This window comes from Leptospira borgpetersenii serovar Javanica, assembly GCF_003046425.1.
GTDB classification, from domain to species: Bacteria; Spirochaetota; Leptospiria; order Leptospirales; family Leptospiraceae; genus Leptospira; species Leptospira borgpetersenii.
Genome location: NZ_QAJG01000007.1, coordinates 1 through 18,601, shown reverse-complemented (window position 1 = coordinate 18,601; position 18,601 = coordinate 1). Strand labels below are relative to the sequence as shown.

Here is an 18,601-nt window from a genome sequence, read left to right as displayed (position 1 = left end):
TATTCCCAAGTGCTGTTTCAGCGCAAAATATTATAAGCTATCTCAAAAATATCTTAGAATGATTGGCACCGACGTTTTAAGCAACGATAAAGTATTTTTGAAATAGCTCTTACAGACACTCTTTTATGTAGTTCTAAGTAGATTTAGAATTGTCGAATCGCATTCCCGTCACTCGATACGAATTTCCGCATCTAACGACCTTTCAAGCAACCATATTCTCTAAAGCCTAACACTCGGATAACACCAACCCTCAAATCGGACTTTAATTTTTTCAAAATCGATCTTTTTATCCGTTCAACCTTTTTCGGCAATTTTCGTAGGAATTGACAAAGAAGTTCCCATAAAAAATCTAATTTATATGAATCCATTTTCCTCAATGCCTGAAGCAAATACAAAAGAATTTACGGCGTATTTTCAAGAACAAGATCGATTTTCTCATAAAATCGGTTATAAAATTCTCTCCGTTAGTCCGGGAAAAAGCGAATATGAAATCGAGGTCGACGACTCTTTTTTCAATCCAGTTAAGATCGTTCACGGAGGTGCACTTTTTTCCGCAATGGACAGTTCGGCCGGAGCCGCAATGGCCGCTTGGATTCGATCTTCCAATTTAAAATATAAATTTATGGCAACCGCTACCGCTGAAATCAAATATCGTAAAAGTGTTACAAAAGGGAAAGTGAGGATTAAAAGCGAAATCACGGAACAAAAACGCTCGATTGTAAAATTGACTTCCCAAGCTTTCGATGAAGAAGAAAGTTTAGTTGCAGAATTATTCTCCACTTGGGTAGTCAAATTAGGAAATTAAAATATTCAAAAATTAGTGTTTATTCCACCCAATTTCAGTCATTTGAAATTTTCAGAATTTATAAGTTTCAAGGAACTGATTTTAACACTCTTGAATCAAATACATCCTCATCTGTGCAATTTTAATTTTTTTCGATAAAAAATAGAAGATGTGGAAAACGTAACGAATTCTTACTTTTTCAAAAAAACTGAATCGGACAAAATCAAAAACAATCCTTGCTAAAAAAGAGATGACGGAATCAAAATTTTAATCTTCACTCCTTCTTTCAAAAAAACTACGTTGCAAATACGATTCGGACGCATTTTTTAAGAACGATCCAATCCATAAAATAACGACCGCCGGATCGTATTCTTTTTTATCTCCTGAAAGAGGGAGTCAGTTTTTGGTCCGACATTTTCTGTAAGTTTTTTTTTCGAACCGATTTAGAATGAACTTTTTTTTATCAAGCTACAAAAAATTCCGCACGACTGATACTCGTAATCTCCACGGCGCTCGTAAGATTCTTTGAAGGAAAATACACGATTCGTTCGCCCACTATTTTACGATTGCGGTCCAATTCCACACGAGAACCGTCTTTGAGATACAAAACGATATCGATCCCGCGGTAATTGACGTATCTTTCCAACTGACTCTTAAATTTCGCGCCTTGCTCCTGCATGAAAACATCCTTAAAAATTGTTGAAAAAATGTTCCGGAAATATGGGTGAAAGTACAAGCTTTTTTTCGTAAATGAAACATTTTTTATTCGGAAGTCAATGGATAAGATCCGGCTGAATATTGAAATAATTCGTCCTGCAAACGTGTCAAAAGGACCTGCTTATAGTTTACAACCAAAACACGTTATTATCGATTGAAATCGGTTGTTTACAAAAACCCGATTTCTCCGCAACACCTACGTTATACTAAGATTTGTGTTTTAAAACTTCGCTTCCATTGCGACAAGATCTTACTTTTAGTTGTCCGAAAACTTTTCAAATTTCGTTTTACAATCCGCAAAGGGACATCGACAAATTGCCAATTAATTAGAATAACAGATTATTTCTCTTGTCTACAATAACCCGGTTTTGAATAACCCTAAAATTTTAACTACTTGGAAAGAAAATCGTGTTTGGCGTAGAATTCGTTTAATAATTCTTCTAGTTTTTCGGGTTGGTCGTGATGCATATTGTGACCCGCGTTTTCCATTTCGATATATTCCAAATGTCTAAAATGGGAAAGAATTTCTTCCCTATTTTCGGGCATAAGATGCGTTTCTTTTCCGTAAATTATGAGTGTCGGAGAACAAATACATTCCCAGAGATGACGAGTCAGGTACGGAGAAAAAATAAAAGGGAATCCTCTTTTATAAAGAGGGTCGTTTTTCCATTGAAATCCGGTATCCGTCTTTTTAGAAAGATAAGTTGCCAAATCCCGAACTTTTTTCGGATCCAATCTAGGATAAACGGGTTTTAAACGAACTGTTAATTCATCTAAATTCGAAAAACTTTTATTCTTCCTTTCCTTAGTTCCGACCTCGTTGTTCTCAAGTGTATCCAACCAAGCCTTTAGACGTTTCTTTTCAAATTCCGGATTTTGAATCGACATAAAACCTTCCAGACAAACCAGACTTAAAATCTTTTCTGGATAAATCCCCGCAAATCTTGCCCCAATTCCTCCTCCCATCGAATGACCTAAAATATGAAACCTTTCGGGAAGAAATTTGGAGACGAACGTCTTTACATCCACAAGAGTTTGTATGAAATGATAGCTCCCCTCCCGAAGCCATTCGGAATCCCCATGACCTCTATAATCGAATCGATAGATATCGAAATGTTTAGATAAAAACGGAAACTGATAGAGAAACGTATCCGATGCGTCCTGAAATCCGTGAAATAAAAGTATCGAATGTTTTTTTTCGTTTTTATGAATTTTATAGGAAAGATTGTATCCACCGGATTGAAAAAAACCGCTTTCTATTTTACTCATTTAAAAATTCCTTCCAGAGGACTGAAATTGTAAAACAATATTTTCTAGAAATATCAATTCGTTATATTGTAATTCTATAAAATACCGCCGCTTTTCGAAAAAAAGCCCAACGACTCCGCCGCCTTCCATCTCATCCATATCAACCTCTAAACAACTCCCGCCATTCTTTCGGAAGACTTGGAATACAGAAAGCAGAAACTTTTTCGACAAGAAGTTCGTCTCCTTCATAAAGATTTATGATCTGATCCAAACTTTGAAGTAAATCAAATATCGTCCGTCTTCCCTTTTCGCTCAAACCTCCGGATCTAAAAACCGCCTCCAATTTTTCCTTGGATCTTTCCGCCTGCATCCTAGATCCTCGACCGTTCGGCTTTCCATATATCTTATGAAGAGAAACAGAGAGTTGGATGATTCCTTGAAGAAAGATTTTCCTAATTCCGGAATCCTTTTTCCATTGAAACTCGAGTACCTCGTGCGCCTCGAAGTATTTTCCCTCTCGGAACAATCTTTCTCCGTTTTGATAAGCGAAGTCGATCGTCTCTTCCGGATCGGAAGTGGATGCGATGTATTCGAAAAGAGCCGCGATTTCAGGATCAAACTTCAAATTTTTTCCAATCCTGATATTGAATGTCGTTAGCGGGTGCCCCGAAAGAAAAACTCGCATCTTTCACGTATTCCTCCCTTCTCATCCCGAGTAAAACCACACCTTCCCCTAGGGAAGAATGAAGCAGGTGAAGCGCAATCGTGGAAAGGTTCCAACCCTGATACTTCGGATAACATTTTAGAATTTTCTCATAGAGCTCGCTTCTATCCAGAATGTTTTTCTGAAACACATATTGTTCCAAAATAGGAAGCGCCTCGTTCAGGGTTTCGATGTATTCGGCTTGTGCTTTTTGTCCGCCTAGTTTTTCGACCTGAGAAATCAGTTGTTGTAGGATCGGAATCACTGTTCTTTCCAAAAACTGATTCAGATGATTCTGGTTTTGAAACTGATCTAAATACGGCTCGATTACGGTTCGAAAAGTGTATTTGATCGAGCCTTGGGGCAGAATCGAAAGCGATTTTTCTTCTCTTTCGTAGATCACTTCTAATCTTTCTTTCAGAAGTAACATAACGTCCCCGCTTTTTTTCTTTGGATCGTAAGAAAGCCTGCGAATATTTCCGGAACTTGAAATTGCGTTTAATGGACGATTGATCAGAGGCAAAAGTCCGTTCTCATGGATAAGAGAGACTAAATTCTTTCCTTCAAACTTTGGATCCAAAAATCCGTTTTCCAAAAGATTTCCAGGAAATTGAACAACTGCAAAACCGGATTCATCTAATCCGAGTTCGTCTTGAATTTCCTTTGCGATTTTTAGAATTTTGATAAGCGAAGTTGCGGTATACTTTTCCGAATCTTCCGGAAAGGTATTGGATGAGATTCCGTAATATAATATTTTTCCTTCTTTCCGTTTTTGTTCCAAAAATCGAAATGAGTTTCGAATCCTTTCGTAATATTGTTCGGTGGCCTTTTCCTTAGATACGTTATGTTTCTCTCTATCCATCAAAAAGTATTCCGGGTTGTGAAGAAGAAACACATCTACGGTTTCCAAACCAAGCCGTTGAAGAGATCTCTCCAACTGATCCTCTAAGAAAAAAGGATGAATACAATGATAACATTCTTCCGAATAATAAGTAATCTCCGGGAATCCCGTGTTTTGTTTCTCAAGTTCCATTACGATCTGTAGATTTTTTCCTTGGATATATCCTGCCTTAGTTACGATAAAAACATTTTCTCGTTTTAATTCTCCCGTTGTTATTTTTTTTCGAAGAACCTTGCCGACTAAACTTTCACTTTCTCCGTTTCCGTAATTGGAGGAAGTGTCGATCACGTTAAATCCTTCCGAAAAGGAAAGTCCCATTGCCTTTTCGTGTTCGGGAGATTCGAGCCCCACTCTGTAACACCCGAACGCGATCTTTGACAGAGTTCTTCCTCGAAAGGAAAAATAGGGATTTAACGTTTTCTCCTTGTTCGAATATTTTTTAAATAGGAAAGAATTTTCAGAGTATTCTTTTGTTGCCTGTGATTCGGAACTACCTTTGATTCTATTTGTTTGATAAAGTTCCTGAAATGGATCGGATGGGTTCATTGTTTTTATCCTTTGATCTCTCGAAAAGTTTCGTTACGCGACGCACCAAATTTCCCGATGTCCTGATTTTTGATCATTTCATCTCTAATTGAGAAAGAATCTTAATAACTTTTGATTTTAGTATCAATTTTTTCCCTTCGAAATAAAAATGCTTTTCGTCTTAGCTCGTTTTTTTACTCTCATTTTAAAAAGTTCGGGGGTCTTTTTAAACCCGTCTTTTTTGTTCATTCAAATTTTTCGATGAATTCTTTCCATCAATCAAATAGGAGAAAATGGTATGGATTTTAAAGCTGGATATCTCCGGTCTTCCATCGGGAGAAAAACTCTCGTGGCTGCGACCGGGCTTGTTTATTTCGGCTTTGTGGTTGTTCATATGTTGGGAAATCTTCAGATATTCCTTGGACAGGAAAAAATCAACGCATATGGTCAATCGCTGAGAGATATTGCCCCTCTTCTCTGGGTAGCCAGAGTTATTCTGATCGTTAGTTTTATCATACACGTTTACTACGCGATAAAACTTTCTATCGAAAACAAACAGGCCCGCCCAGTTCCCTACGCTAAAAAGAATACAGTACAGGCGACTCTCGCTTCAAGAACCATGGCTCTTACTGGACTTTTAATTTTCTCTTTTATCGTATATCATCTGCTCCATTTCACGTTAGGAGTCACCAATCCGGATCATTTCGCGATGACGGACGCAAAAGGTAGGCACGACATCTACACGATGGTAATCCTAGGCTTTCAAAATCCGATCGTCGCCGGTTCCTACATCTTTGCGATGTTATTGCTCGCTTCCCACATCAGTCACGGAGTTGCCAGCGTATTTCAGACATTGGGTTTAACCACTCCTTCCTTAAGCGGTAAAATCAAAGCAGGAGCGATTCTTTTTGCTTTGATCATTTTTATTGGAAACACTTCTATCCCGCTTTCGATTTTGGCGGGATACGTTCACCCGTAATTCTTTGGAGAAACTTTTATGAGTTTAGATTCTAAAATTCCAAACGGCCCGATTGAGAAAAAATGGTCCAATCACAAGGCTAATATCAAGTTAGTCAACCCAGCCAACAAAAGAAAATTCAACATCATCGTAGTCGGTTCCGGTCTGGCAGGAGCTTCCGCATCGGCAACTCTCGCAGAACTCGGTTACAACGTAAAAACATTCTGTTTTCAAGACAGTCCTCGTCGTGCGCACAGTATCGCGGCTCAAGGTGGGATCAACGCCGCTAAAAACTACCAAAACGACGGTGATTCAGTCTATCGTCTATTCTACGATACAGTGAAAGGTGGCGACTTTCGCGCAAGAGAAGCGAATGTGCATCGCCTTGCGGAAGTTTCCGTTAACATCATCGATCAGTGTGTCGCCCAAGGAGTTCCTTTCGCGAGAGAATACGGAGGGCATCTTTCCAACCGTTCTTTCGGCGGGGCTCAAGTTTCCAGAACCTTCTACGCAAAAGGTCAAACCGGACAACAGCTTCTCTTAGGAGCTTACTCCGCTCTCTCTCGTCAAATCGGGTTAGGCGCGGTAAAGATGTATCCTAGAACCGAGATGGTGGAACTAATCGTGATCGACAGTCATGCAAAAGGAATCATAGTTCGTGATCTTGTCACCGGAGAACTTTCCACTCACATGGCGGATGCAATTGTGCTTGGAACCGGAGGTTACGGAAACGTATTTTTTCTTTCCACGAATGCAAAAGGTTGTAACGTAACTGCAACTTGGAAAGCTCATAAAAAAGGAGCATATTTTGCTAACCCGTGTTATACGCAAATTCACCCGACGTGTATTCCTGTTTCCGGAGATCATCAATCCAAACTGACTTTGATGTCCGAGTCCCTTAGAAACGACGGAAGAATCTGGGTTCCGAAAAATAAAGGAGACAAACGGAGTCCCGCGGACATACCCGAATCGGAAAGAGATTATTATTTGGAAAGAAAATACCCAAGTTACGGAAATCTTTCTCCAAGGGACATTGCATCCCGCGCGGCCAAAGAAGCTTGCGACGCAGGACTCGGCGTGGGAGAATCCGGACAAGGAGTATATTTGGATTTTGCAGACTCGATCAAACGTCTTGGTGAAGACAAAATCCGGGATCGTTATGAAAATCTCTTCCAAATGTATGAACAAATCACCGGTGAAAATCCTTACAAACAACCGATGAGAATTTACCCTGCTGTCCACTATACAATGGGTGGACTTTGGGTGGATTACAATCTAATGAGCAACTTACCCGGTCTGTTTGTAATCGGAGAAGCAAACTTTTCCGATCACGGAGCAAACCGCCTCGGAGCGTCCGCTTTGATGCAGGGACTTGCGGACGGATATTTCATTCTTCCTTATACGATCGGAAATTATCTCGCAGGAGTGGGATTTAATTCTCATCCCAAAGAAGATCATGCAGAAGCAAAAAAAGCTCTTTCCGATGCGAAAGAGACCACGAAAAAACTTCTTTCCATCCAAGGAAAAAGAACCGTGGATTCTTTCCATAAGCAACTCGGGAAACTGATGTGGGACAAATGCGGAATGGCGCGTAATGATAAAGGTCTTAAAGAAGCATTATCCGAAATTCCTAATATCCGGGAAGAGTTCTGGAAAAACGTAAATGTTCCCGGAAGTGGAGCCGAGCTCAATCAGTCACTCGAAAAAGCGGGAAGAGTCGCGGACTTCCTCGAATTCGCAGAACTTCTTTGTTTAGATGCATTGACTCGGGAAGAATCCTGTGGAGGACATTTCCGAGAAGAACACCAAGAAGAAGGAGAAGCGAAACGAAACGACGATAAATTCTGCCACGCAACCGCTTGGGAATTCAACGGAATCGGTAAAAAACCGACAGAACACAGGGAAAAACTGGAGTTCGAAAACGTTCACCTCGCTACAAGGAGTTATAAATAATGGATCTGAAGCTCAAAGTTTGGAGACAAAAAAACGGAGAAACAAAGGGAAAGATTGCAGACTATGATGCAAAAGATATTTCCCCGAACATGTCCTTTTTAGAGATGCTCGACGTAGTCAACGAAGAACTCATCACCAAAGGAGAAGATCCTATCGCTTTCGAACACGATTGCCGCGAAGGGATCTGCGGTTCCTGCAACCTGATGATCAACGGCCAGGCTCACGGACCTCATCAAGGAGTCACTTCTTGCCAGTTACACATGCGTTCCTTCAAGGACGGAGACACAATTTATATCGAACCGTGGAGAGCCAAAGCTTTCCCGGTCATCAAAGATCTTGTAGTCGATAGAAGTGCGTTTGATAGAATCATCCAGGCCGGAGGTTTTATCAGCGTGAACACCGGCGGAGCTCCCGACGCAAACGCATTACCGATTTCTAAAGTAGACGCGGACGTAGCAATGGACGCAGCGACTTGTATCGGGTGTGGCGCGTGTGTCGCTTCCTGCAAAAACGCAAGTGCGATGTTGTTCGTTTCCGCAAAGATCACTCATCTCGGCCTTTTACCACAAGGTAAAGTGGAGCAAAAGGAGCGCGTAAAAAGGATGATCAACGCGATGGACAAGGAAGGTTTCGGAAACTGCACCAACCAATACGAGTGTGAGGCGGTTTGTCCTAAATCGATCAAGAGAGATTTTATCCGGACGATGAATCGGGATTATATCCTTTCTTAAACGTAACCGAAAAATTCATCACTCTACCAACCTATCAAACCTCTCGTCTTTTTCAGGAAAAGGCGAGAGGTTCCAGTTCGAAAATTTATCTCTAAAAAAAATCCTACAAAATCTAATTAACGTGAATTCGACAGTCGAAAATCTGGGAGCGATCCAGCCTTTGCAAGCAAAAGTTAGACTGCAGTCAATAAATTGTATATATGAAACAATCGACTTTAGTTTCAGTTTATATAGAACGCAATCTGTCGAACGACCTGCAGAGCAAGCCCGTAGGAAAGCTCTGCATTGAGTTCAGAGCGACCCATAGGAAGTTACTTCGAGTGCATAGAAATGAGACCGGCTTGAGCGCTCTAATGAGTTCCACGGCTCAATCGCTTTCGCATTGGATTACCGAACCTGTGTTAACCGACGCTTTGTTACGAAATTTACGGGTACTCAATTTTCTATAGATCAGCAAGATCAACACCTGTTGGATATGCCAAGATATAAATGAATATTTTAATATATAAATTCTTTAAATGTTTTCAGAAAGTAACTTCAATTTTAAAAACTATTTTTATAAGCACCTGTCCAGCCCCAGTTTTGCTTTTACAGAGAACAAACGAAGAGCCAGTCTCAAAACCTGAAGAAAAATATCTCTAAAGGATCCAGCAAGTTCTTAAAAAAACGTGGGAGTTCCTACATTCAGAGGACTGATGACAGTGTCACGGCAATGCCGCTCCCACAGAAGACAATTTTGGAACAAGCTCTTAGTTCCTTCTGTTGGTTTTCTTGTTTTGTGGTTCATGTTCGCATCTAACCCTCGTTTCAAACCCAGAAGGAACGCCATTTTGTCTTAATGCAACAGAATTTCGGAAACCTTTGTTTTCAAAATTTCATCTTTACCATTAAAGATAAAACATCGGAACATTAATTTTTATTTTTTTTAGATAAAATTCATATTAAATATCTACAAAATGATCCAAAAAATTCCAGAGCCCACCTTGATGGATGTACAAAATCCTTCCGGTAAGTTCTCCGCGATCCATCTTGTTTTGAATCGTATATAAGGATTTTCCGGAATAGATCGGTTCGATTGGAACTCCGAACTGCAAATAAAAAGAATTACAAAATCTTAAAATAGAAGAATCGACCGAACCGAAACCTCGAATTTCCTTGGATTCTAAAATTTTTTGTTCTTCTATCGGAGCTTGAGGAAGATTCAAAGAAATTTGTTTTTCCTTCAGCCAAGAAATTATCTTCATTTTTGGAAGACCAATCGAAATTCCCACAACATCCGTCCGATTCTGAAAAAAACGATTTGCGGACAACCAAGTCGCTCCCGATCCGAGGTCGACCACAAGACGATCGTATCGCTCAATCGGAATTTGTCCCCAGAGAGAATCCAACCCATCCAGCGCACTCCGACAAAAACCATATTCGGGAATCAAAATTTCGTTTTCATCCGAATCCGAAACTTTTGTTTCGGATTCGAAGAAATCCGCAATTCCCGCTCTTTTGACGCACATTCGTTTGACGGCATTCTCCCATTCCGATCTGGAATTATATTTTTCTAGGAAATGTGAATTCCTCCTGACAAAAATAGAATTGGCACTGGTTTTATCTCTATCTCTCGCATAACAAAACGTTCGAACCTTATATCCGAAATTACAAAACAAAAAGGCAAAGGCAGCTAATGCATTACTGTGAAATTCTCCCTGCAAAACTACATTCCGAATATCCTTTTTTTCTAAGGCGAAATGAATTCCCAGAAATTTTCGAAACTTGGTTCCCATTCCAAAAGCGAGTCGATCATCCCTCAAGATGGAAAGTTCATTTTCTTGAGTTTTAAAAACGGTTTGAATGTAAATAGGAGAAAGACATGATCGAAAATAAACTTGGAGAGAATGCAAAAAATTGATTCTTAGGAAGAAATCTGAAAAAGAATTCAGATTTGTTTCGGCGACGTTTTACCAAAGGAATCCGTGCTCAGAAATCGTAGTGCAAAACTATCGACTAAAACGTCCATTCTCTTCCTGAGATAGAAAACATTCTTATCCACTCTTTGAATATCAGATTTAAATTCAGAACGCAATTCATGAATCTCAGAGTGTAATTGAACCATTTCCGTTCTCAGACTTTGATTTTCTGTTTTTGCCTCGGAACGAACTTTTTGAATTTCGGATTTTAATTCCAACTTAAGTTCCTTAAACTCTGATTTAATATCTTTCCAAAAAATACGGAGAAAACCGAAAAGGGAACCAAAGCCTACGACTACAAACAACAAAAGAGCGTAAACAGGAAGAAAAGAAAAATCCATGAAAGAAATGAAACTAAAAATCAAAAGAGAATCAAGCTTTTTTCTTGAAAAAGAAATTAGAAAACCTTAATTGTTCGTTTTCAAAACGGCCAAGAACGCTTCCTGGGGAATTTCCACGTTTCCGATCTGCTTCATCCGCTTTTTTCCTTCTTTTTGCTTTTCTAAAAGTTTTTTCTTGCGAGTAATGTCTCCGCCGTAGCACTTTGCGGTAACGTTTTTACGAAGCGCGGAAATACTTTCTCTTGCGAGAATTTTTCCTCCGACGGCGGCCTGAATCGGAATCATAAACTGATGTCTCGGAATCAAATCCTTCAACTTTTCTATGATTTCCCGCCCCCTCTGCTCTGCTTTCGTCCTATGAACGATCATGGAAAGAGCGTCCACGGGTTCCCCGTTTACTAGAATATCCATCTTCACGAGTTGAGAAATCCGATAACCGGAAGGTTCGTAATCAAGCGACGCGTAACCCCTCGTAAAGGACTTTAGCTTATCATAAAATTCGAAAATGAGTTCCGCAAGAGGAAGTTCATAAGTCAATTGAACCTTGTCTTGAGTGAGATAAACCGTATCCAACTGAATCCCTCGTTTGTCCATCGCAAGGGCCATGATATTACCCACGTATTCGTTCGGGGTAATCACGGTCGCTTTGACGTAGGGCTCTTCCGTGGATTCGATTGTAATCGGCTCCGGAAAACGGGAGGGGTTATCGATCTCCTCCACTTCACCGTCCTTCTTTCGAATGATGTACTTGACAGAAGGAGCTGTCGTGATCAGATCGAGATTGAATTCTCTTTCCAATCTTTCCTGAACAATTTCCATGTGAAGAAGCCCGAGATATCCCACACGGAATCCGAATCCGAGCGCGACAGAACTCTCCTTCTCAAATATGAGAGCGGCGTCGTTAAGTTTGAGTTTTTCGATCGCATCCACAAGTTCATCAAACTGTTCTCCGTTAATCGGATAGAGTCCGGAGAAAACCATCGGTTTTGCTTCTTTGTAACCGGGAATCGATTCTTTTGTAGGATTAGAAAATAAAGTGATCGTGTCCCCCGTCTTTGCATCGGAAACTTTTTTGATTCCGGCGATGAGATATCCAACTTCTCCGGCCCCGAGACCATCGGTCGGAGTCAATGCGATTCGGTTGATTCCTACTTCGTTTACGGTAAAATCCTTTCCCGTGCTCATAATGAGAAAACGATCTCCCTTTTTGATACCTCCGTCAAACACACGAATCTTGATCACAACTCCCATATAGGGATCAAAATAAGAATCATAGATCAATGCTTTGAGAGGTCCCTTCGGATCTCCTTTCGGAGCGGGAATTTCTTTTGTGATCGCTTCCAAAACCGCTTTGACATTCAGACCTGTCTTTGCCGAAATCGCAACCGCCTTCTCGGAATCCAATCCCAAACTTTCTTCGATCTGAATCTTTGTCTTTTCCACATCCGCCGCGGGAAGATCGATCTTATTCATGACGGGAAGAATTTCCAAATCTTGTTCCATCGCGAGATAAAGATTCGCAAGAGTTTGTGCTTCCACTCCTTGACTCGCATCCACGATCAAAAGAACGCCCTCACAAGCTTTGAGGGAACGGGAAACCTCGTAGGTAAAATCCACGTGGCCCGGAGTGTCGAGAAGATTCATCGTGTATATATTACCATCGTCGGCGAGATAATCAAAGGTTGCGTTGTTCGCTTTGATCGTGATTCCTCTTTCTCTTTCAATATCCATCGAATCTAAAATTTGATCCTTCTTGGTTCGATCATTTGTAACTTGACCGATTTCCAAAAGTCTGTCGGCCAAAGTGGACTTGCCGTGATCAATATGGGCTATGATGGAAAAATTACGGATGAATTGCTGTTTATTGCTCATGAGGGTACAATCCGATGATTCTCGGTATGGCCCTCCTCTGAAAAGCAAAATACTTGGAAAGTTTTTAGGGAAAGAATTAGATTTTCACCTTTTTTTGGAGAATTTACCGTAATTGAGAAGTTTTGTGACAACCCGCATGTTAAAAATTTCCAAGAAATCGCAGTTATAATTTTTATAAAACTAAGAGCCGGTCTTAAAACCTCTACAGAAATATTCATTTTGAATTTTTCATAAAATGAAAAGTTCTCTCCCCTTTGACGATCATCGGCCTTCGAATAGGTTTTATTATTGTCAAGCTTTCGTGGGAGTTCCCACATTTTGGAGGTTTTGAGACCGGCTCTAAGTACCGTTAATTTTATTCCTAAGATAAGAAGCCCTGTTTCAGTGCAAAATATTAGGCTCCCTTTTATATAGTTTGAGTAATGGCAAAACGTAGGAGCTCTTACATTCAAAGGACTGGTGAAAGTGTCACGGCAATGCCACGACTACAGAAGACAGTTTTAGGATAGATTCTTAGATCTTTAAAAATAATTCCGTCAAATTCAGGAAGATTGCAGAAGGTTCCACTCCTAAAATCAACCAGGCAGTAAAACCCAAAACTATAGCAGAAACGGAGGGAATCAAAAGGTTATCGTCTACGAGACCGTTCCAATACGTCCCGCAGTAAAGTTCCGTAACCGCGGAAATCAAAACGGCAGGAATTAAGAAAATTATACTATTATAAAATACAAAATCCTCCGTTCTCAAAAAATTCCGCTTATTGGACGTCTCGGAAAGATACATAAAAGCAAAACCTACAATGGAACAAACAACGATGAATGCAATGATTCCTTCCACGGATTTTCCGTTGGAAAATCTGTGCTTTCCGTAAAATGTCCCGACCCAGGCGGCGGTCGGATCTCCAATTACGAGAAAAAGCATGGCAAGAATGGAAATCTCGGGAGGAAACAAAAGTACAACAAACGTGCAGGAAAGAAAATAAGGGAGAGTGCCGTTCAATCTCGTCTTTTCTTCTTCCTTCATCAAAACACCTAAAATCGATAAAAAGAATCTTTGAAAACCCGGAAATCGAAAACGAAAATATTCAAGCAGCACGATCACTCCAAGACAAAACACCAAAGAAATGAAGACTACTGCACGTGTCGCATTCAAAAGCCCGAATGCTCCTTGAAAAACATCCAAATAGTAACAGACAGGAAAGATCAACCCGAGAAGATGCCAGAGTTTACGCGCATAATTAAACCGAATCAAATTTTCCACTTATATCCTACCTATTTTTCATCGTCATTTTCAAAGCGGATTCTTCATCCGGAGCAATCAAAAAAAGTCCGTTGAGCGCCGCCATTTTGATCGCCTTCCGAACCGATTCAGTAGGATGAATCAGTACCAATTTGTTGCGTGAAGTAAAACTCAGCTGATTCATTTCCTTCAAAGATTGAATTCCACGGGAAGAAATCAAACTGACTTCTTCCAGATCCAAAATCACGGGACCGGAACGGATCGAAACCGAAAGCTGATCTCTGAATTTTTTTTCGGTAAATGAGTTGATGGAACCCTGAAGTTTTATAACCTGAACGTTGTCGATTTTTTCCGTAGAAATGATGATTTCGTTTAAAATCATGATGCTTGGAAAGTCAGCCTATAAGTATTTCTTCCCGAAGACAAATGGTTTTTCTATTCTTATCCATTCTATTTTTAATTTTAAAATCCTATTCTTTTTTATACCCGGGCGCCATAATCTTAGCTCTTTGTATAGTGTTTTATCATGGAAAAGAAACCTCCAAGGAGATTAATAAGGTTATAATTCCACTTTCAGTGTTAACTTTGATTTTTTTCGCCATCGGCGGATTAGACGGTTCCACACCCTACGATCTCTTCGATCTGCTCTGCATTCATTGTTGTGGAATTCTGGCTTTAAAGAAAAAACCAAAAACCAGAGACAATCTTCAGGGAACAAAATTCGGTTTAAAAACTGGATATTTAACGGATGAAACACCATCCAAGGAAAGTCTTATTTTTGTATTCCTTTTGGTCGCGGGATTTAGAATTTGGTATCAGTGGGATTCCGAATTCTGGGATAAAATCGACCTTCTCTATCTTATCAAATCTGGAATTTTAGCCTGCACATTGGGATTTTTATATTTACGCTCGGGAAAAACCGATCCCAAAGCATTCTTTTTTGTTTTTCTCGCTCTTTGCATTTTATTCATACATCCTTCACAAGGAGTCTTGAATTTTTCCTACTTTCATGTATTTTCATTCTTGCAAGCCGACATAGAACCAAAAAGATCAACGTTGGGATAAAAGTATGAAGGTAAAAGTGGCACATCTTTTTCGAAAGATTGAAGAGATGGACCGAGACATACTCGAATTGGGAAAGATTCAGGAAAGAATTTCTTCGGATCGGGACTATTCTGAAATTCTAAAGGATTCCATACGAAAAGAAATGGAAAATTTAGAATCCGGAAAAGCCGAAATTCTCTCTTTAAAAATCAAAGAGGAACCCGCTAAAATCGGATTCGTGAAAAACTCCGGAAAATCTTCTCCCACCGAGATGAAAAACCTATACAGCTCCCGGGAAAAAAATCTAACCCGGGAAATCTCAGTGGAAATCCCAAATCCCCAAACAACAAGAAAAAAAATTCACAAATATTAAGACACAATCTTATGAAACAAAAAATTCCATCCCTAACCATTCTTTCCCTATTCGTAATGTTTGCCATAAACTGCAGCAGGGATTCAGACGTTCTCGCTTCCTTCAAATCCGGTACGGTAACACGCGAAGAACTGAGGGCTTATTACAAACTTCGCGGTATAGAACCCGACTTAAATAGCGCTTCGATCGCAACTCAGGCAAAAATCGTGGAAGAAATCGGAATTCAAAAAATCGCCGAAGTCAATAATAAGAATACGAACGTAGTCACAAAAGACGAATACGAAAAAATTATGAGTTTCGTCGAACCTCAAGTAGTATTCAACGATTATAGAAAACAGTTTTCTGAAAAACTTCTCACTTCGGGAATGCTTGAATTTGCCTTCGGAAGAATCCTATTTTTAAAAGCGGGACCCGACGCTTCGACAAAAGCAAATACACTTCTCCAGCAAATCCAAACAATCAAATCCGACCGGGAAATCGCGGAATTTATAGCAAAGAATACGGATGAAATACAAAGAAAAGCGATCGGAGGAAAACTAGAACCACATTGTATCAACTGCGGGGATGATCCATTTACCGCAATTCTGAAGGAAGCAGCGAATAAAAAAGGAGAATTCATCCTCAAGGAAGCACAAGGAAATTATTATATTCTTAGAGTGGAAAGAATCGAAAAAATTTATCCGAAGAAGATCGATAAATTCTTTCAAAACGAATTGGATAAATTGAAGACTCTTGCGTTGAAATACGTTTCCAAAGAAGGTATTACCGAAGATGAAAAAAATGCGGCGAAATTTTATTCGGATTTAGTCGTGAACGAAAGGGCAAATCAAACCGCGGAACACTACGGAAACCGTTTTTTCAAAGAAGCTTGGAAAAAGGAAATGGATTCTCTGAAAACAAAAAGCGGTTTAAAAATCGTGGATCTAACTCCCGAATTTATCAAAGGATTAAAAGCGGAGACGGTTCTTTTCGAAGATAAAAATAAAGTAAAATTTTCCTTTAAGGATCTTGTCGTAGAATTCAATAAAATTTCTCCGATTATTCAGAAACGGAAAGGGTCTCCCGAAGAGGAAAAAAACGATCAACTATCGTTTTACACTCAAATCTATCTTCCGATCCGAATTTCCGCGGAGTCCCAAGAGGTTCAATCCATTAAGGACACGAAAGAATTTAAGAAAACTCTTCCACTACTGGGTAGATCCGTTCTTTTTATGCTCATTCGAAATCGTTCAATCGATCCAGAAGTAAATGTTACCGAAAAAGAAATCAGAGACACTTACGAAGCGGGAAAACTCTACGCGTATTCCAAAGCTTCTACTACAAATCCTAACGAAAGAGTTCCGGAAGATTTTAGTAAGGTAAGGGATAGAATCAAACAAGAATTAGCGGAAGCAAAAAAACAGTCTATCTTTCAAGATTACTTGTCGAAACTCAAGTCCGAAAATGAATTTAAAATTGCATCCGAAAGCTTGAAGGCGGGACAAATTTAAAATTTCAAAAGCCCTTGTTTCCAAAAACCAGGGCTTTTCTTTAGTATAATAAAATTCTCTTTCCCAATCGATTACAACAGTGTTCTAACTTCGATATTCGTAAAAAATAATAACTCTATTCGGCAAAAATTGGAATGGAAACGATTTTTACTCGGATTCCCTGTGTGTTGGAACAATATAAATAAAACATTGCTGAAACGAAAATCGAATTTCGGTACGGCCAACGAATTCTTTTTTTAAGAGTCTGTCCCAAAACCTGAAAAGAAAATAGCACAATCATTTCATAAGTTCGTAATAGAGTATGGAAATTCCCGCAGATTGTTGATTTATGGATTTTCTAACGGATTTTATCGTCGGAGCGCTTTTGTAGGAGTTCCGACATCCGAGGTTTTGGGACAAGTTCTGAATTAAAAAACAAAAAATCGAAAAGATAATTTTCGAATGTATATTCAAAAAAATTAATTTATTATTCTCTACTTCCTCCTTTTGGTACTAACTTAAAAAAATTTATTTCCAATTCCTTTTTCCGCTCTCTTATTTTCATCCTTCATTCTACTTATTTATAATAACCCTTTCGGCTTACTAAATAATGAAATCATAATTTTGTCCAAAGTGTGTTGGAAATTTTTTCTTGAATTTACGTTTAACCGAAATACCCTTGTCGATCGAGAGGGGAATTGAATGAAAAACCACATCTACATGCTCCGTAAAAAACGGGGAATAAAACAATACGATATGGCGAGAGCGCTCGGAGTTTCTCCAAGTTACCTTTCAAAAATCGAAACCGGAAGCCAGGATCCTACCGAAAAGTTCAAGCAATCCTGCGTTAAATATTTGAAAACCACTCTTGAAAGATTGTTTAACGAGCAGCCCGTTGAGGATGTTTATCCTGAATTTTCGGAAGGGCTCACCAATAGGCTCTGGGCAAAACGTAGGGAATTGGGAATCAAACAATACGATATGGCTAAAAAACTAAAGGTCTCCACTCCTTTTCTTTCTAAGGTGGAACTCGGACTTTTAGAACCGCCGGAAGATTTTAAAAATATGGCGTCTAAAGCCTTAAAGATGAAAAAGGAAGAATTATTTCTTCAAAAAGTTGAATATTAAAATAAACTAAATTTTTGCAAAAAAGGGAAGCTGACGCTTTCCTTTTTTACGTGCGGTGATATTAGAGATTATGAAGTTGAATGTTTTTTTTGAACCAAGGGTCCAAAAAAACTGAAAACTTGTCCCAAAACCTGAGAAAAGAAATCGGCTCCAAAAACTCGTAATAAAGCGAAAACGCAGGAGCTCCCACTGTTGAGAACTGTTATCTTTCGTGACAAACTTCATCCCCAATTGGAATGACCTCTATCTTTAGTTTCCTTTGTAGGTCGCCACACATCGTTTTGCGGTGGCCGATTTAGATTCATCTATTGGACTGTTTGTATAAGCACCTACAGAACGCCCACAAATTAAGAAGGATTTTTGGAATAGCAAAAATCTAAAACACACATTTTTTCAAGCGTTTCGACAAAAGTGGGACTTGTTACTTGCAAAAAGTATGATTTTCTGATAGAGAAAAACCATCGTAATCTTCCCGCCACCTCGCTTTGTGATCCGTAGAAGGCAATGCAGCTTTAATTTTCTCACTCAAAGAACTCAATGTGTACTCCTCCCTACCATAACCTTACCCACAAGTTAAGGTTTTGTAAGTAATTTGAACATAAATCCGATTTCAACAGCTCTCATAAGGCCTTTAAAAATGGTAAGTGGCCCAGGTGG

Annotated in this window: 16 protein-coding genes and 1 pseudogene; 8 read left to right on the top strand and 9 right to left on the bottom strand. The window is 39.5% G+C overall.

Translation table 11 applies throughout. From position 1 onward, the window contains the following. Nucleotides 1–376 precede the first annotated feature (376 nt). The gene (locus CLV95_RS07045; protein WP_002724828.1) at nucleotides 377–805 is read left to right on the top strand and encodes a PaaI family thioesterase; all 429 of its coding nucleotides are present in this window, start codon (nucleotides 377–379) and stop codon (nucleotides 803–805) included. Between the two features lie 442 nt (nucleotides 806–1,247). Here the strand turns inward: CLV95_RS07045 and CLV95_RS07035 are convergent, their stop codons facing one another. The 4 genes from CLV95_RS07035 to CLV95_RS07020 all read right to left on the bottom strand — a co-directional run bounded on the left by CLV95_RS07035 (nucleotide 1,248) and on the right by CLV95_RS07020 (nucleotide 4,899). Continuing rightward, on the bottom strand, nucleotides 1,248–1,463 hold the full coding sequence (locus CLV95_RS07035) for a hypothetical protein (RefSeq protein ID WP_002724822.1): 216 nt from the start codon (nucleotides 1,461–1,463) through the stop codon (nucleotides 1,248–1,250). A 428-nt stretch (nucleotides 1,464–1,891) separates the two neighbouring features. Beyond that, nucleotides 1,892–2,770 (bottom strand): alpha/beta fold hydrolase, encoded by an 879-nt coding sequence (locus CLV95_RS07030; protein ID WP_002735787.1) that lies wholly within the window; start codon nucleotides 2,768–2,770, stop codon nucleotides 1,892–1,894. Between the two features lie 139 nt (nucleotides 2,771–2,909). Then, on the bottom strand, nucleotides 2,910–3,374 hold the full coding sequence (locus CLV95_RS07025) for a DUF309 domain-containing protein (protein ID WP_002724825.1): 465 nt from the start codon (nucleotides 3,372–3,374) through the stop codon (nucleotides 2,910–2,912). Continuing rightward, nucleotides 3,364–4,899, bottom strand: coding sequence for an aldo/keto reductase (locus CLV95_RS07020; RefSeq protein WP_002735839.1), 1,536 nt, complete (start codon nucleotides 4,897–4,899; stop codon nucleotides 3,364–3,366). Before CLV95_RS07020 ends, CLV95_RS07025 begins: the two co-directional genes overlap by 11 nt. A 277-nt stretch (nucleotides 4,900–5,176) precedes the next feature. Between CLV95_RS07020 and CLV95_RS07015 the strand changes: the two genes are divergently transcribed. Genes CLV95_RS07015 through CLV95_RS07005 form a run of 3 tightly spaced genes read left to right on the top strand, consistent with a single transcriptional unit; the run spans nucleotide 5,177 to nucleotide 8,520 of the window. Next, nucleotides 5,177–5,857, top strand: a complete 681-nt coding sequence (locus CLV95_RS07015) for a succinate dehydrogenase cytochrome B subunit, b558 family (protein WP_002724819.1) — start codon at nucleotides 5,177–5,179, stop codon at nucleotides 5,855–5,857. Nucleotides 5,858–5,875: 18 nt separating this feature from the next. After that, the gene (locus tag CLV95_RS07010; protein WP_002735845.1) at nucleotides 5,876–7,789 is read left to right on the top strand and encodes a fumarate reductase/succinate dehydrogenase flavoprotein subunit; all 1,914 of its coding nucleotides are present in this window, start codon (nucleotides 5,876–5,878) and stop codon (nucleotides 7,787–7,789) included. After that, nucleotides 7,789–8,520: a succinate dehydrogenase/fumarate reductase iron-sulfur subunit gene (locus tag CLV95_RS07005; protein ID WP_002724823.1), complete on the top strand. Its 732-nt coding sequence runs from the start codon at nucleotides 7,789–7,791 to the stop codon at nucleotides 8,518–8,520. The genes CLV95_RS07010 and CLV95_RS07005 overlap by 1 nt, the downstream gene beginning before the upstream one ends. A gap of 941 nt (nucleotides 8,521–9,461) precedes the next feature. Here the strand turns inward: CLV95_RS07005 and CLV95_RS06995 are convergent. The 5 genes from CLV95_RS06995 to CLV95_RS06970 form a co-directional block, all read right to left on the bottom strand. After that, complete coding sequence (locus CLV95_RS06995) at nucleotides 9,462–10,412, bottom strand: hypothetical protein (RefSeq protein ID WP_002724826.1); 951 nt, start codon at nucleotides 10,410–10,412, stop codon at nucleotides 9,462–9,464. 35 nt (nucleotides 10,413–10,447) lie between these two features. Further along, nucleotides 10,448–10,819 carry a hypothetical protein gene (locus tag CLV95_RS06990; protein WP_002737959.1) on the bottom strand — a complete coding sequence of 124 codons (372 nt, stop codon included), beginning with the start codon at nucleotides 10,817–10,819 and terminating at the stop codon, nucleotides 10,448–10,450. Nucleotides 10,820–10,885: 66 nt separating this feature from the next. After that, entirely contained in the window at nucleotides 10,886–12,691 is a 1,806-nt protein-coding gene (gene lepA, locus CLV95_RS06985; protein WP_002735693.1) for a translation elongation factor 4, read from the bottom strand. Nucleotides 12,692–13,204: 513 nt separating this feature from the next. Further along, nucleotides 13,205–13,951: a diacylglycerol/polyprenol kinase family protein gene (locus CLV95_RS06975; RefSeq protein WP_002724818.1), complete on the bottom strand. Its 747-nt coding sequence runs from the start codon at nucleotides 13,949–13,951 to the stop codon at nucleotides 13,205–13,207. A gap of 7 nt (nucleotides 13,952–13,958) precedes the next feature. After that, nucleotides 13,959–14,312 carry an STAS domain-containing protein gene (locus tag CLV95_RS06970; protein WP_002724816.1) on the bottom strand — a complete coding sequence of 118 codons (354 nt, stop codon included), beginning with the start codon at nucleotides 14,310–14,312 and terminating at the stop codon, nucleotides 13,959–13,961. A 44-nt stretch (nucleotides 14,313–14,356) separates the two neighbouring features. On the opposite strand from CLV95_RS06970, the pseudogene CLV95_RS06965 reads away from it, so the two are divergent. The 4 genes and pseudogenes from CLV95_RS06965 (at nucleotide 14,357) to CLV95_RS06950 (ending at nucleotide 17,944) form a co-directional block, all read left to right on the top strand. Next, nucleotides 14,357–15,003 (top strand): annotated as a pseudogene (locus tag CLV95_RS06965) (hypothetical protein). After that, a complete protein-coding gene (locus tag CLV95_RS06960; protein WP_002724817.1) occupies nucleotides 15,000–15,347 on the top strand; it encodes a hypothetical protein in 348 nt (115 codons plus the stop codon). Before CLV95_RS06965 ends, CLV95_RS06960 begins: the two are co-directional and overlap by 4 nt. A gap of 11 nt (nucleotides 15,348–15,358) precedes the next feature. Further along, nucleotides 15,359–16,837 (top strand): LIC12015 family putative lipoprotein, encoded by a 1,479-nt coding sequence (locus CLV95_RS06955; protein ID WP_002724837.1) that lies wholly within the window; start codon nucleotides 15,359–15,361, stop codon nucleotides 16,835–16,837. Nucleotides 16,838–17,536: 699 nt separating this feature from the next. After that, nucleotides 17,537–17,944: a helix-turn-helix domain-containing protein gene (locus tag CLV95_RS06950; protein WP_002724821.1), complete on the top strand. Its 408-nt coding sequence runs from the start codon at nucleotides 17,537–17,539 to the stop codon at nucleotides 17,942–17,944. Nucleotides 17,945–18,601 lie beyond the last annotated feature (657 nt).